Origin of the sequence: Marinomonas colpomeniae, assembly GCF_014803385.1 — a bacterium.
GTDB lineage: Bacteria > Pseudomonadota > Gammaproteobacteria > Pseudomonadales > Marinomonadaceae > Marinomonas > Marinomonas colpomeniae.
In genome coordinates this window covers 16,414-31,925 of sequence record NZ_JACYFC010000004.1, presented here as the reverse complement: position 1 = coordinate 31,925, position 15,512 = coordinate 16,414, and the positions used below count along the sequence as shown (strand labels likewise).

The following is a 15,512-nucleotide window of genomic DNA, read 5'->3' as shown; positions in this document are numbered from 1 at the left end:
ATTCCCATGAAAATCATTTCTTGTGAGACACACGTTGTTGCCACACCGCCGCCTCATGTTGGTGGTATGTATTGGATCTTTGTGCAACTACGAACGCAATGCGGTATCGAAGGTGTCGGTGAAGTCTACGCTGCGACCTTCCATCCTAATGTGATGGCTTCCGCCATTGACGATGTATTTACCACGTATTTAGAAGGTCATGATCCTCATCACATTGAACGCTTCTTCCGCGAAGCCTATTCCAGTGGTTTCACACAAAGACCAGACCTAACCATGATGGGCATTATCAGTGGTTTGGAAATGGCCTGTTGGGACATCATAGGCAAAGCCGCTGGCAAACCTGTGTATGAATTAATTGGTGGCAAGGTAAACGACAAACTTCGTACCTACACCTATTTGTATCCAGAAGACGAAAACGGTGATTACGATTATGACAATCTTGATCTCGCCGTGAAATGCGCAGTGAAAAACATGGAAATGGGGTTTACCGCGCTGAAATTTGATCCTGCTGGCCCTTATACGGCTTACTCTGGTCATCAGCTATCACTCAAAGACATTGAAAAAAGCGTCGCATTTTGTCGTGAAATACGCAATGCCGTCGGCACCAACTGTGATTTATTGTTTGGCACTCACGGGCAAATGACACCAGCAGGCGCGATCCGTCTTGCTAAACAACTCGAACCTTACGATCCATTATGGTTTGAAGAGCCCGTCCCACCTGGTAACAACAAAGCCATGGGCAAGGTTGCTCGCCAAACCAGTATCCCAGTCGCTACTGGGGAACGCCTCACCAGTAAATACGAATTCCACGATGTGTTGATGAACGATGGCGCAGCGATTTTGCAAATGAACCTCGGTCGTGTGGGCGGTATTTTAGAAGCTAAAAAAATCGCAGGCATGGCAGAAGCCCATTATGTGCAAATCGCCCCACATTTGTATAACGGCCCTGTTGGTGCCGCTGCCAGTATTCAATTGGCAACGGCTACCCCTAACTTTTTGATTCAAGAAAGCATCGGTACTTGGGATGGCTTCCATGCGGAAGTACTGCAAGAGAAAATCGAATGGCACGATGGTTGTATCATTCCTTCTGACAAGCCGGGCTTAGGTATTGAATTGAATATGGACGTGGTGAAAGCCAACTCACCTTACAAAGGCAAACGTCTGCATTTGCAGATGGACCCAAAACCTTACGATACTAAAAAGCAAAGCGCTGGCACGTATTAACGTCAATACCACAGAAAGCCCTTGATAGTGTGCGATCTATTCATAGTTTAAAGGCGAGTAATCATTTAGATGAATAAGTACGATTTTATTATTGTTGGAGCAGGATCAGCTGGCTGTATTCTGGCAAATCGCCTTAGTGAATCAGGGCAGTTTTCTGTCTTATTATTAGAGGCGGGGCCAGAAGATCGATCGCCTTGGATAAAACTGCCAGTGGGGTTTGCAAAGACTTACTACAATCCTACTTACAATTACATGTATTACACGCAACCCGAACCGGGTATGAACGGTCGCTCTCTGTATGCACCAAGAGGTAAAGTAGTAGGCGGTTCAGGTTCCATCAATGCGATGATTTATGTCCGCGGAAACCCTGTTGATTTTGACGATTGGGAAGCCGCAGGCAACCCAAGTTGGGGCTATAAAGAGGTATTACCCTATTTTAAAAAATTAGAGTCACACCCAAAAGGCGACACGGAATACCATTCCAGCAAAGGGTTAATTGGTATCACACAAATGAAACAGGGTGCACACCCTATTTGTAATCATTTTTTAAATGCAGCAACAGAATTAAACCTCCCCATCAATGATGGCTTTAATGGTAAAGAGTTTGCGGGTGCCGGCATTTATGAAGCGAACATTCGCAACGGTGTTCGCGCCTCAAGCAACGCCGCTTATTTAAAACCCGCACGCAGCCGACACAACCTAACCGTCAAAACCGTTGTTCAAGTAGAAAAGGTTTTGATCGATGACAACCATAACGCGATGGGTGTCGAAGCCAATATACATGGCACTATCACTCAGTTCCACGCAACAAAGGAAGTGCTACTTTGTGCGGGTGCGGTTGACTCTCCTAAGCTGCTGCAACTCTCTGGCATTGGTGAGCCAGAGTTACTCAAACAACATGGCATCAAGCTCGTCAACGCCTTACCTGCGGTGGGTGAAAATTTACAAGATCACCATTGTGTCAGTTATTACTTCAAATCGAATATTAAAACTCTCAATGACGACTTTCGCTCCTTAATCGGCCAAGTTAAAGCCGGCATTCAATACGCTTTATACCGTAAAGGGCCGCTTTCCCTCAGTGTGAATCAAGCTGGTGGGTTCTTTAAAGGCAGCGAGCAAGAAGAGCAGGAAAACATTCAGCTCTACTTTAACCCCATGTCTTATAAAATCCCCAATGACCCAAATGCCAGTTTAAAACCCGAGCCTTATTCTGGTTTTTTAATGGCCTTTAATGCCTGTCGTCCAACCAGTAAAGGCTCAGTTAAAATAGCGTCGGCCATGCCAAGCGATGCGCCAGTGATTCAACCAAATTATCTGTCTACCGAAAAAGATCAACAAGAAATGCTTCAAGGCTGCAAATTAATTCGTCAATTTATTAAGACCGCCGCCTTACAAAAAATCACCGTTGAAGAAGTGACCCCTGGTGATACGGTAAATAACGATGACTCTATAATGAAATACTGCCGTGAAAACAGTGGTTCTATTTATCATTTATGTGGCACCTGCGCCATGGGGCCAGACTCCAATTTACATGTTGTAAACCATGAGTTAAAAGTCCACGGCATAAAAGGGTTAAGAGTCATCGATGCGTCTATTTTCCCTAACATTACCTCGGGTAATATTAATGCGCCAGTCATGATGGTCGCCGAAAAAGGCGCCGACATGGTGTTACATGACCACACTTAAGCATTTCATCAATGGGCTTCAAATTGATACTTCTCATTCTACACCCTTACTAATAACGGTTAATTTTTCTTACCGATACCGCAGAAAAAAATCAATTGTTGCACCTTTAGCAAAACACTAACTTAACTTTAATTAATGTCTTACTCCCAATAAGGAGAACTCTGTTATGAAACAGCTTGATCACGCCTACATTGATGGTAATTGGCATCCACTCCAAGGCCAAAATAAATTCTCACTCATTAATCCAGCAACACAAGATAGCGTTGCACACGTTACAATGGCGACAACGGCAGATGTTGAACTTGCAGTTGATGCCGCAAATAAAGCCTTTCCAGCTTGGTCAAACACACCCGTTTCAGAACGAGCCAAATACCTAAACGCCATCGCCGATGAAATGCTAGTTCGCTATGACGACTTGGTCGAAGCGCACGTTGTCAGCATGGGTTGCCCTGCTCATCTAGTTGGTGCCTACCATTTAGACTGCGCCATTGACGCTATGCGTTATTATGGCGAGCTTGCCATCAAGACCATGGATAAAATAGAAGAAAGAGAAAACATTCTCCTGACCAAACAACCTATTGGGGTGTGCGCGCTGATTAATCCTTGGAACTACCCTCTTCACCAGCTTGTTGGCAAGCTTGCTCCAGCATTAGCCGCAGGCTGCACCGTGATAGAAAAACCAGCCGAACAAACCCCACTGGCCGATCTCATTATGGCGGAAATTTGTTATAAAGTAGGTTTACCTGCTGGCGTGTTCAACCTTGTTTTTGGTTATGGATTCGAAATTGGTCCAATCATGGCACAGCACCCAAAAATCAATATGATCTCTTTCACTGGTTCCACCCGTGCTGGCATTGAAGTAGCGAAAAACGCCGCATCCAGCGTGAAACGCGTGTGCCAAGAACTGGGTGGAAAATCTGCCTACATCATCACCGAAGACGCCGACATCGATGCAGCGGTTCGTTATGGGGTAGAAGATGTGATGGCGAACACAGGCCAAACCTGTAACGCCCTAACACGCATGCTAGTCCCTACAAGCCGTTATCAAGAAGTGATCAAAAGCGCTAAAGAAGCAGCATTGGAACAAGTGGTCGCAGACCCTTACCAAGCCGATGCCACCATGGGGCCACTCGCTTCTGAAAATCAATACCAGATTGTAAAAGACTATATTCAGCTTGGTATAAGAGAAGGCGCTGAATTACTAGTGGGTGGCATTGAGCGACCTACGAACGTAAGCAAAGGTTATTACATCAAACCAACCATCTTCACCAAAGTCACTAAACACATGCGCATTGGCCAAGAGGAAATCTTCGGGCCCGTGTTATGCATTATGGAATACGACGACATAGAAGAAGCGATTGAAATCGCCAACGACAGCCAATATGGATTATCCTCTGGCGTCTACGCTAAAGACAAAGCCGCCGCCCTACCTATTGCCGCACGTCTAGAAGCGGGCCAATGCTACATCCAAGGCGCTTACTTCTCTATGCACGCCCCTTTCGGCGGTGTGAAACAGTCTGGTAATGGCCGTGAATGGGGAGAAGAATCCCTACAAGAATACATAGAAATCAAAGCGATTATTTGTTAAATCGAGTTTCAAGTTTGGTGCATCGCTCTAAAATATTAAAAAGGCGACCTTAGATATCTAAGATCGCCTTTTTAATGCTTACATAAGCGGAAAATTATAGTTGGCTATAATGTTTGAGGAATGAAAAACAGCAAACTGTTTTTTGTCCTTGTTTAATTTATTGTTATTTTTTTATTTGCGCCTAAAGCAACGAAATAACGCATTCAGGTTTACACCTAACCCAAAAAAGTTTGGCTTTAATTCCACTATATCCTCTGTAGATTTAGTGGAATTAACTTGAGAATCAAATGATGCCAGCCATTCACGACCGCTAAGACTAATTCTTGGTTCAAGAAAGCAATAGCCATCATCTGAACAAGCATTAGCTCCGTTAACTAAACCTGATTGAATCAAATCCTTAAGAATCGTCACATCGATATCAGAAGTTTCATTGATGGATTTTATGTCCGGATTATCAATTAAGTATTGTAAAATATATTTATGTGCTTCCATAGTGTCCTAAAAACATAACGAGGCTGTAGAATTACTCGAACAGCTAAATTCAGCTAAAAAACGAGTCCCTGAGATCAATTCTAAGAGGTTTTAAGGCATTAGGTAATACATTTCACTCCCATAAAACAGGCTACTTTTCTTAAAAAAGAGTAATTCTACAGCCTCAACGCCACAATCAGCCGACGCGTTAGCGGTCGGCTGTATTGTTTTGTTATGCACTCTCGCTAGCAGTTTGGAACCATTCTACATACTGGAACTGAATAACACCTTCTCCAGCGATTGCCTTGAGCATCGGTGTACCAATCGCACACTCGTCTAGACCCGTCACAAACTCGTCTATAACCACAGCCAGCAGCAGCGGCTTCCGCCTTGACATCGCCAGGAATTTCGCTGATCTCCAACGATGCCGCATAAAACTCGTCTCCGAGACCGGCATCCTCTAGAACTTTTTGCGCAGCATCTAAAGCTTTTAAAACAATATCATCCTTCAAACTATCTGCGCTTAGACCTTCAGTACTAAATGTTTCAACACTCATAGATTCCTCCAAATTTTGAGGGAGTTGAAATACGGATAGCACCCCCATCACGCTCCGCAACTTCGGAAACTTTTATGCATAACATCTATGGCACCGTCTATTATCTCAATACGGTGAATTCTTAATAGTTGATCTTAGTAAGGCTTTTCATTTTCTGCCAGTACAAACACGCAAAAAATAAATTATTTAAAATGGCTAAACGCGCAAATAATGGTCTGAATGAAAAATAAACTGTCTATGCATACATGTTAGGCTGTCGCATTAGTCTGAATGAAAAATCGAGTCAGGGTCAAAGCCCTTGTTGATTAGTGCTTCTGTGATCAGGAGGTTTCGAAGGCAAAAAGGGGTTCGACCCTTTGCGTCGATAATAAACTTATGTAAAGAAATAATGTGAGACAAAGCAAAGCCCTTGAGCGAGATCAAACGGCAATGTAGAAAAGTAATGTCGAGCGGTGGGGTTTGGTTTTTTCACATTTCAACAAGATCGTCGAATTCCAAGTCAGGGTCAATATTCCCACGCAGGAGCATGGGAACGAGAAATTTAGAGCATAAAAAAGCAGCTTTATTTCTAAAGCCGCCTTTTCGTGTGGTTTGCAGACGTTTTTTATCTGCTTATTCGGTAGGTTTTAGTAATCGCTACGGAATGGGATTTTTACTTCGTAGCCCGGTTCTTCTGGCTCATCATCAACCATTTGTGCTGGGAAGCCTTTGCCTAGTACTTTAACACCACAGGCGTCTTCTAGACGACGGATGATGTTTGGTGAGAACTCGCGGTCGCCGTAACGTGCTTGGCCGTCCTTAAAAATGTCAACAACAAGCGGGGCAAGTTCTAGTGGTAAGCCGTGGCGTTTCGCAACTTCGTCGAACAAACCTACGTCTTTTGATACTAGATCCAATGTGAAGCTGATGTCGCGGCTACCGTTCAAGATAACTTGAGATTCCGTTTCATGCACAAACGAGTTACCAGAAGACGCTTTGATCGCCTCGTAAGTTACGTTCATGTCCAAGCCCATGACTTGTGCAGAAGTTAAGGCTTCAGACAAAGCAAGCAAATGAACACTGCATAAGTAGTTAGTAATAATTTTTAGTTTAGACGCACTGCCTAATGGACCCGTATGAATGACTCGACGACCCATAGTAGTTAGGATTGGCAAGACTTTATCAAATGCACTGCGCTCACAACCCGCGAAGATTGAGATGTTACCGGTTCCCGCACGGTGACAACCACCAGACACAGGACAATCTACTGCTAACGCGCCTTTAGCTTGTACTTTTTCAGCAATACGACGAATTTCAGCTTCGTCTGTGGTACTCATTTCTAACCAAACAGCGTCTGCTTTAATACCAGCAATCACGCCGTCGTCGGCTTCCATAACATGGGAGCAAACCGCAGGAGAAGGCAAACAGGTGATCACAACATCACAGGCTGCAGCGAGTTCTTTTGGAGAGCCTGCAACTAAGGCACCTTTCTCTTTAAATGTCGCCATTAAGGCATCATCAAGATCGCGCACCATGACATCCAAGCCGTTACGCAACAAGCTACCTGCTAATTGACCACCTACATTTCCTAATCCAATAAAACCGACTTGCATAATGACGCCCCTTCAATCTAAATGAGTGACTCTTCCTTTGCCTTAAGCGAAAAAGGAAAACCACATGAATAACTCATCACAGGTTAACCATCGGCTTCTTGCTTAAAAATTGATTTTTTTTGAGGGCTTTGGTAAAAAAATATTTCCAATCATTTATACTCATGGTGAGCAGAAAAAAAGACACTAGCGTAACGCTAAAACAGACATGGCAGGACAAACGTGGATACTGACGATCAGCAAAATGAAAAACACTTTGAGAAAATGGATCTACGTAAGCTTCCGCCATTGAAAGCATTAAAAGGCTTTGAAGCAGCAGCAAGACTGTCTAGCGTGCGTGGTGCGGCAGAAGAGTTAAACCTGACTCATCCTGCAATCAGCCATCAAATACAAACTCTAGAAGCCAGCCTTGCAAGCAAACTGTTTACACGAGAAGGCCGACATATTCAGCTCACGGAAGCTGGAAAACAGTATTATCAATTTGTACGAAAAGCGCTTGATATATTGATCACAGGGTCAGAAGAAATTAGAGATAATACCAGTCAACCTGCGCTTAGAATTCAGACCTATATCACTACCTCAATTCGTTGGCTTGCACCTCGATTGCCTAAGTTTAAAAAGCAAAATCCAGACATCCGTTTGCAAGTCAGCACCTACAACGCTGACTGGAATTTTGACGAAAAACACGCCGATATTGGGATTATTTGTAAGACTCAACCCTTACCTGATCATCTTAGCTGGCAACCTCTTTTTCAGTCTCAGGTTTTTCCTGTCTGTAGCCCTGAATTTTTCACCACACTACCACAAGATATTCAGCCGAAAGACCTACCCCGTTATCCACTTATTTCTGTGTATACGGAAGACAAATATTGGACTTGGATAGATTGGTTTGAATCGGCCAATGTACAGGTATCACAGCAAGAGCTTAACCCCAAAATCCTTGAAGTAGATACGCTCGCCGCTGCGCTGGAAATGGCCGTTGTCGGAGAAGGTATCGCCTTAGTGAATGGCCCTTTTGCAGACAATGACCTCGCTACAGGACGTTTGGTTGTGCCGATACATCACTACACTAAAGGACTGGGGGAATGGGGAATTGTTTGTCATAAGAACCTAACAAAGGATAAACGCGCAAAAGCGTTTATTGACTGGCTAGTGGCTCAAGCATCTTAACATCATAAATCCATAGTCAGTGAAACGCGTACCTTTCTGCTTCAAATGGTCTTATGTCTGCTTTAAATCGTCTTATGAGGCACGAATTTTTCTTATTGTCGTGGCTGGCGTTATACCCCAGATCATCTTAAATACCTTGTACATTCCCAATAAAAACACGACAGGAATAATCATGGTTTTAAAGATAAACAAAGCCATAAGATTTAAGAAATTATCCATCGCCAAATTCAGAGAATCAACAAAACCCACGATCTTGTTTTTCGCAGCAAAGGCTAAGTTATTAAAGCCATTCTTCAAATTCTGAAGAGTACTAACATTATCATTTTTATACTGCTCTTTTAGTGATTCATAATCATTTTGATGACCTTTCATGTCATTTTGAATGTCTCTCATATCACTTTCGATCATATAGAGTTCATGACGTAATACATTTCGCTTTTGCTGCAATCGTTTTAGCTCATCAGATGGGTTTATTAAATTATTGATCATTGAAGATTCAGCTGATTGCTCATCAAGTCGACTTTCTATTTCAACAAGATCAGATTCCGTAATGCGTTTGTCTTCCTTTAAGGTATCTATCTCAACAGAAAGGAGCTGTATTTGTTCTTCTTTAAGATCCATATCCAATTTGATTTGCTGCTTGATCTCACTGGTTAAATCAAAGCTTTGATTCAATTTTGAAGCAGAAACAGGAAAGGTGTTTAATACGTTATTTTCTTTTTCTATCGATTCATTCAAAAACGCACTGTCGACAAAACTCGTCGCAATCGCCACCAGCGCAATCGAAAACTTGCACGCTAAGGCAAATACAAACACTTTGTAAGTAAACACTCGACGTTCTTTAAACATGTATTTTGTGGCAATAAAAGCCAGACCAGAAAGGGTTAGGAAGATCTTGAAATGAATCGTTTGCAGTATTTCGACAATGAGCTTTTGAATCAATAAAGAAGAGATTGAATATTTCATGATGGTAGAAAAGTCTTCTACCAAATCATTCAATGGATCAAGCAACTCACCGATCTGGATAGAACCGACAAATGGCGCTTGCAAAGTAATCGTAGACAACACAGAAACCGTTGCATTAAAGCCTTTTGCAATTCCAAATGATACTAAAGACGTCGCAATAGAAGCGTTAATGTATTCCTCTGCGTATTGGTCAATAAAACCAAACCAACAGATCAGAACCAAAAACATAACCGCTAACATATCTCGATTGCTCTTCACGAAATTCATCATCTTCACAGCCTTTAAGTATCAGTTACCTTTCCTTTAAATCAATTTACCATAATTCAGACAAGAGAATTTAAACATTCCATTATTGGCTCTAAAACGACTTCATTTCGTAGTATTCTTTTGGAGTTAATCTGTAAAACGACATAAACGAGAATTAAAAAATTGACGCGCGCTCAGGGTTGCTTCTAGCATCAGTTTTTGAACGGTTTGTGGTTTACTGTTAATTTTCGCTAGATAGAAAATCGGTGGTAGAAAAATATAAGAAAAAGAATATAAAAAAATTGGTAATTGATATAGAGAATTTACTAGATAGGATAATAGAGGTATGAAATTTTTAATTTAACTAAATGAGTAATACTGTCACGATTTGATACATTATTATTTGCTAACTCTCTTTCTTAGTCACTAAAAGAAAGATAATGGCGGAATGGACGGGACTCGAACCCGCGACCCCCTGCGTGACAGGCAGGTATTCTAACCAACTGAACTACCACTCCAACACAATCTAGGACTTTTGTTTATTTTTAATTCTCTGCAGAAATAAAAACAAACCCACTGTCTAGTTAGTGGTGGGTGTGGAGAGGTTCGAACTCCCGACATTCGCCTTGTAAGGGCGACGCTCTCCCAACTGAGCTACACACCCATTTTAAGCTAAACTCTTTTCTTAACCTCTTACTTATTGCTTAGATAAGTAATGGCGGAATGGACGGGACTCGAACCCGCGACCCCCTGCGTGACAGGCAGGTATTCTAACCAACTGAACTACCACTCCAACACAATCCTGAACTGTTTTTAAGTCATTGCTTCCTAAGTAGAAATGACCTTCGCTTCAAGACGAGGCGTATATTACACCAACTAAAGATAATGTCTAACGTTTTTTAAAAAATCATTCGTCTATTTTTTTACAGTGTGCGTTGTACCAATATTAACCCTCATAAAAATAGAAATATAAAGCCATTTTTGATGCTTCCAAAGTAAAAATGAAACCATTTTAACTTGCTGTTGGCAATCTAGCATTTCATGCAAGAGGCTTATTCGCATGCATATTAAATTCAATTTAGGCAGCGTTTATTTGTTTTTCAAGCTTACAATATCGCAAGATTTAAGGAGTTAAGTTCTGCTAAAACCTTCCTTATGGCCACTTCGGCTACGATGATTTTAGCATCGAGTATTATCTTCGCTAATGTCTTAAAACTTCCTACTGTGAAAGACGTGCGCTTTGTTTATCACTGCTTCCGCCTATAATTGACTCGTAGGGGGTAAAAGTTAAGAAGTATCAGAATAGATATCTCACATGAGACCATTTACTTTTTAATAGCCAGATAAGCATTTCTAGAAGGTATTTTTTAATAACCAAAATCAACCTATTCATTAATAGAAAATAAAAACGAATTAGCATAAAGCTGACATGCCACCAGCCAAGTTCAAAACAACTACTTCCTAGTAACACTGTGAAGTCTATAACCGAATTTATTAAGTCGAAAAAATATTTAGAAATAGACTTATAAAGTACATCGCTGCCTTTTTTTAATCACAGGGCAATCATGAAACACTCTTGATGTACAAGCAGTACATGATTCAGCACTAATGTGTTGAATCATGTCGCTTATGGCTTGAGAAGTGGTATCAAACAATCGGTCATCATCTAGCTGATTTTTAAGCTCTGTTTTCTCCAAGTCATCACACACATTGCCTTTTAAAGAACTGAAAATTATCCTTCCGCCCTTCTTTTCAATGCGCTCTATCTCATTAATCAGCATGTGCTGACCTGTTGCGTCAATGAAGTTAATGCCTTTTGAGATGACAATGACTTTATCGTGACCTTTATCGCCTAGCCCTTGCAGGGACTTTTGCAGATGTTCGGAGGAACCAAAGAATATAGAACCATCTACTCGAATCATTTTCACCTCAGGACATTCCTGCAATGCGTATCGAGCAACGTTTCTTATTCGTCGCTTGCCTTCATCACTCACAAGAGGCGCCACTAAGGTCACTTTAGGTCGTGATGTTTTATGCAGATAACAACCGATCGAAATCAAAACGCCTACATAAATGGCGAACTCTAATTGAATGCATAAAGTACAAACAAACGTCCCTAAAAAAGTGATGACTTCCGCTTTCTCTGACTTAAGGGTTTCTATAAAGCCTTTTACATCAAAAAGATTCCACGTGATAACAATAATGCTTCCTGCCATCACAGGCACAGGAATGAATCGAGTGATGGAAGGAATAAACAGGACAAATAAAATAACAAGAAGAGCAGAAAAAAGGCTCGCCAACGGTGTTTTTGCACCTGCGTCGTAGTTGCCTCCTGAACGAGTAAAAGACCCAGAACTTGGATAACAAGATAAAAAACCACCGATCACATTAGACACACCCTGCCCGATAAACTCTTGATTGCCTTCTATCTGCTGTTTTGATCGCATGGCAATGCTTCTCGCAATAGACGCCGCTTCAATCAAGCCCAACAGTGCCACAGCAAATGCGCCTGAAAGCAAAACTGACAAAACATCAGAATCGAAGCTAGGCAAACGAAAAGGCGGTAACGTCCCAGACAATTCATCTAATAAGAAAACGCCTTTTACTGCGCCATCAATCAGGAAACACAGCAAAGCACCCAACACCATCGCGCCTAACAAATAAGGAACGCGCTTCACATATCGTTTAAACATGAAGGCAATGGCCACAGTAACTAATCCGATACTTAACGCGGTTATGTTCGTTTCTTTGATATTGTCCAGCACCCCCATGATGTAGCTCATCAAGGTGCCATTGCTTTCGACTTGAAAGCCCAATAAATTTTTCATCTGGCTTGCCGCAATAATAACCGCAGCGCCAGACGTAAAACCTTGTACGACAGAGTGCGAAATAAAATTAACCAAGACACCAAAATTCAAGAAGCCCAAAGCCAACTGAATAACACCTACCATGAAAGTCAGTGTGATCATCAGAGTAATATAATCAACCGCGCTGTTATCAACAGAAATATCCGCAGTGACACTGGTGATAACCGTTGCAGCAACAATCGATAACGCCGCGGTTGGCCCCGATATCATGTGCATTGAACTACCAAAAAAAGATGCAAACGTCGCCGAGACGATCGCGGTATAAAGGCCAAACTCTGGCGGTAAACCGGCAATCAAAGCGTACGCCACGCCTTGAGGTAAGACCAAAATAGCACCCGTAATACCCGCCATTACATCTGCTTTAAGAGTCTCTTGATTAACGTCTTTTGACCAACGTAAAAAAGGTAGCAATGAATAAATAAAGGTTAACATCAAGAATTCCAAAAAATAAAAATGGCGGTTTCAAAGGCCGCCATTAGTTCAAACATCACCATCATTGATTATGCTGTCAGTGCTTCTCGTTTTCTTTGACGTCGTCTCTGAGAAAGCGCAATCAAAACGATCAGCAACACACAGGGAAGATAGACAAATACGGTTGACGGTTGTTTGTTGGCAACATCGACGCCAACTAACACCTGAAATGCTTCGAATCCTGCTTCATAGGCGTCACTGCCAATATCCACACTATCCACTTCAATCCGTTCATCTTCTTGATAGAGATTCAATCCTGAAGCCATAATCACATCGGAAGCAGAACCCTGTTCTCTGGCAATAAGCATGTGAATAGAAATATCCTTTTCACCTGAATAACTGTCTTCTTCTACATGAATTCGTAAAGGCGTACCAACGGGAACTCGCTCTTCTTGTTCCAAGTACTCACTCAGTGCCATATAACGATGTGGTTCAACCATCTGGTTTACCCAGAAATCCGGTCTAAAAATACTAAACGCGATTAACAGTAAAAGCCCTCTTTCCCACAATTTACAGCGGTCAAAGAAATAACCTTGAGTTGCGGCAGTAAAAATCAGCATGGCTAATGTGGCAATAATAAAGATAAAGATACCGTGTAAAACGGTTACATTAATCAGTAATAAATCAGGATTAAAGATAAACAAGAAAGGTAAAACCGCGGTTCTTAACGCGTATTTGAAAGCAATAATACCAGTCGGAATAGGTTTACCACCCGATACAGCAGCCGCCGCAAAAGACGCCAATCCGACTGGCGGAGTAACATCTGCCATTAAACCAAAGTAGAAAACAAACAAATGCACCGCAATAAGCGGAACCACTAAACCATTTGATGCGCCTACTTCCACAATGACATTCGCCATTAAAGAAGACACAACAATATAGTTCGCTGTAGTCGGTAAGCCCATGCCCAGAATCATACACAGCACAGCCACCAGCAATAACATCAGCGTGATGTTTCCGAACGACAATACCTCAACCACATCAGCCAGTACCGCACCCACACTGGTTTGGGAGACAACACCAACGATAACGCCTGCCGTTGCAGTAGCGATGGAAATACTCGCCATGTTTCTCGCGCCACTTATCATGCCATCCGCTAACTGTTTGAAACCAGTAAAAAAAGGTAAGGAGGCAATCGTATTTTTCGTGTCTGTTTCTTGTCGAAAAAACACTTCCAAAACAGGCTTAGCGACAATCATAAACATGGTCAGTAAAGACGCCCAAAAAGCACTCAAACCTGGGCTTAATCTTTCTATCATCAAGCACCAGACCAACACCACCACAGGCAATAAGTAATACAGACCTGAACGAAATATTTCTCCTGGAGGTGGCAAAGCACTTAAATCTTGATCAACGTCATCCGACAACTTCGGCAACTTACAACCAACAAATAACAAGCCAACGAAGGCGGAAATAACAAGGCCAGAAACCACATAAACAGAAGCATCACCGGCAAGGTCTTTTATCCAACCCAAACCATAATACACCGCCGCAGAAAGCACACAGAGCATTAAGAAACCAAAGAGAAAGCCAGTTACTTTCGAAACCGCACTTCGTGATACGGCTCTTGCCGATTTAGGCAAACCTTGCATATTGGCTTTAATGGCTTCCAAATGAACAATGTAAACCAAACCGATATAAGAAATCAGCGCAGGTAAAAAAGCGTGTTTGATCACATCAAGATAACTGATGCCGACATATTCAACCATTAAGAAAGCAGCAGCACCCATAACAGGTGGCATAATTTGCCCATTCACAGAAGCAGCCACTTCTACTGCCCCAGCTTTCTCTGCTGAGAACCCTACCTTTTTCATCATGGGAATGGTAAAGGTACCAGTTGTTACCACGTTCGCAATGGACGAGCCAGAGATAAGACCCGTTAGACCAGAAGCAACCACGGCCGCTTTCGCTGGACCACCACGAAAGTGACCAAGGCAGGAAAACGCCAATTTAATAAAATAATTGCCCGCACCGGCTTTATCGAGTAAAGAACCAAACAAAACAAACAAGAAGACAAAGTCAGTAGATACACCCAGCGCAATACCAAACACACCTTCAGTGGTGATCCATTGATGATTAACGACTTCTTGCAAACCAAACCCTTTGTGAGCAATCATCTCTGGCATGTAATTACCAAAGAAGTTATAGGCTAAAAACACAGCAGCGATGAGAGGGAGTGTAATACCTAAACTGCGTCGAGCCGCTTCAAATAAAAGAGGAATACCAATACAAGCAATAATAATATCTTGCAGAATCGGTGCACCAACACGAGTCGCAATATTGTCGTATTCGATTAAATAGTAAAGAGCAGCAAGACTCGCAGAAATAGCAAGTAGCCAGTCTATTAGAGGAATTTTTTTAACAGACGATTTGGCACTAAAAGGAAAGCTCAAAAATACTAGAAAAATAGCAAATGCTAAATGTATTGACCTTGCTTGGTTACTGTTCCAGCGCAATAAATCTGAATCCATCATGTAAGGAAAGGGAGAAGCAATCCAGACTTGAAATAGCGCCCATAAGAACGCGACACAAAGAATAATATTAAGCTGAATCCCACTCGTCTGGCGCCCTCCAATATCGTTTGAAGTAACCAAACTATCAACATCTATCGAACTTGTGTTCTTTTCTAATAGACTCATATTTACGCCTTAGCAGAGTGCTTTTAAAAAAAGCCGAG

The 15,512-nt window shown here is 42.1% G+C and carries 10 protein-coding genes and 3 tRNA genes; 4 read left to right on the top strand and 9 right to left on the bottom strand.

The features are described from left to right. The first annotated feature begins 6 nt into the window (after positions 1–6). The 3 genes from IF202_RS12230 to IF202_RS12220 all read left to right on the top strand — a co-directional run bounded on the left by IF202_RS12230 (position 7) and on the right by IF202_RS12220 (position 4,498). Positions 7–1,224 (top strand): mandelate racemase/muconate lactonizing enzyme family protein, encoded by a 1,218-nt coding sequence (locus tag IF202_RS12230; RefSeq protein WP_191595204.1) that lies wholly within the window; start codon positions 7–9, stop codon positions 1,222–1,224. Positions 1,225–1,293: 69 nt separating this feature from the next. Further along, positions 1,294–2,910 carry a GMC family oxidoreductase gene (locus IF202_RS12225; protein ID WP_191595203.1) on the top strand — a complete coding sequence of 539 codons (1,617 nt, stop codon included), beginning with the start codon at positions 1,294–1,296 and terminating at the stop codon, positions 2,908–2,910. Between the two features lie 166 nt (positions 2,911–3,076). Further along, positions 3,077–4,498, top strand: a complete 1,422-nt coding sequence (locus IF202_RS12220; protein ID WP_191595202.1) for an aldehyde dehydrogenase family protein — start codon at positions 3,077–3,079, stop codon at positions 4,496–4,498. Between the two features lie 171 nt (positions 4,499–4,669). Here the strand turns inward: IF202_RS12220 and IF202_RS12215 are convergent, their stop codons facing one another. From IF202_RS12215 to IF202_RS12205, 3 genes are all read right to left on the bottom strand, one after another. Next, positions 4,670–4,990: a hypothetical protein gene (locus IF202_RS12215; RefSeq protein WP_191595201.1), complete on the bottom strand. Its 321-nt coding sequence runs from the start codon at positions 4,988–4,990 to the stop codon at positions 4,670–4,672. Between the two features lie 224 nt (positions 4,991–5,214). Then, positions 5,215–5,526 carry a hypothetical protein gene (locus IF202_RS12210; RefSeq protein WP_191595200.1) on the bottom strand — a complete coding sequence of 104 codons (312 nt, stop codon included), beginning with the start codon at positions 5,524–5,526 and terminating at the stop codon, positions 5,215–5,217. Positions 5,527–6,152: 626 nt separating this feature from the next. After that, positions 6,153–7,118, bottom strand: coding sequence for an NAD(P)-dependent oxidoreductase (locus IF202_RS12205; RefSeq protein WP_191595199.1), 966 nt, complete (start codon positions 7,116–7,118; stop codon positions 6,153–6,155). Between the two features lie 219 nt (positions 7,119–7,337). Between IF202_RS12205 and IF202_RS12200 the strand changes: the two genes are divergently transcribed. Next, positions 7,338–8,285: a LysR substrate-binding domain-containing protein gene (locus IF202_RS12200; RefSeq protein ID WP_191595198.1), complete on the top strand. Its 948-nt coding sequence runs from the start codon at positions 7,338–7,340 to the stop codon at positions 8,283–8,285. Between the two features lie 72 nt (positions 8,286–8,357). Here the strand turns inward: IF202_RS12200 and IF202_RS12195 are convergent, their stop codons facing one another. The 6 genes from IF202_RS12195 to IF202_RS12170 form a co-directional block, all read right to left on the bottom strand. Further along, the gene (locus IF202_RS12195) at positions 8,358–9,521 is read right to left on the bottom strand and encodes a hypothetical protein (protein ID WP_191595197.1); all 1,164 of its coding nucleotides are present in this window, start codon (positions 9,519–9,521) and stop codon (positions 8,358–8,360) included. Between the two features lie 417 nt (positions 9,522–9,938). Further along, positions 9,939–10,015, bottom strand: a tRNA-Asp gene (locus tag IF202_RS12190). 70 nt (positions 10,016–10,085) lie between these two features. Next, a tRNA-Val gene (locus IF202_RS12185) sits at positions 10,086–10,161 on the bottom strand. A 52-nt stretch (positions 10,162–10,213) separates the two neighbouring features. Beyond that, positions 10,214–10,290 (bottom strand) — tRNA-Asp (locus IF202_RS12180). 730 nt (positions 10,291–11,020) lie between these two features. Continuing rightward, positions 11,021–12,796: a SulP family inorganic anion transporter gene (locus tag IF202_RS12175; protein WP_191595196.1), complete on the bottom strand. Its 1,776-nt coding sequence runs from the start codon at positions 12,794–12,796 to the stop codon at positions 11,021–11,023. A 68-nt stretch (positions 12,797–12,864) separates the two neighbouring features. Next, on the bottom strand, positions 12,865–15,474 hold the full coding sequence (locus IF202_RS12170; RefSeq protein WP_191595195.1) for a TRAP transporter permease: 2,610 nt from the start codon (positions 15,472–15,474) through the stop codon (positions 12,865–12,867). Between the last annotated feature and the right edge of the window lie 38 nt (positions 15,475–15,512).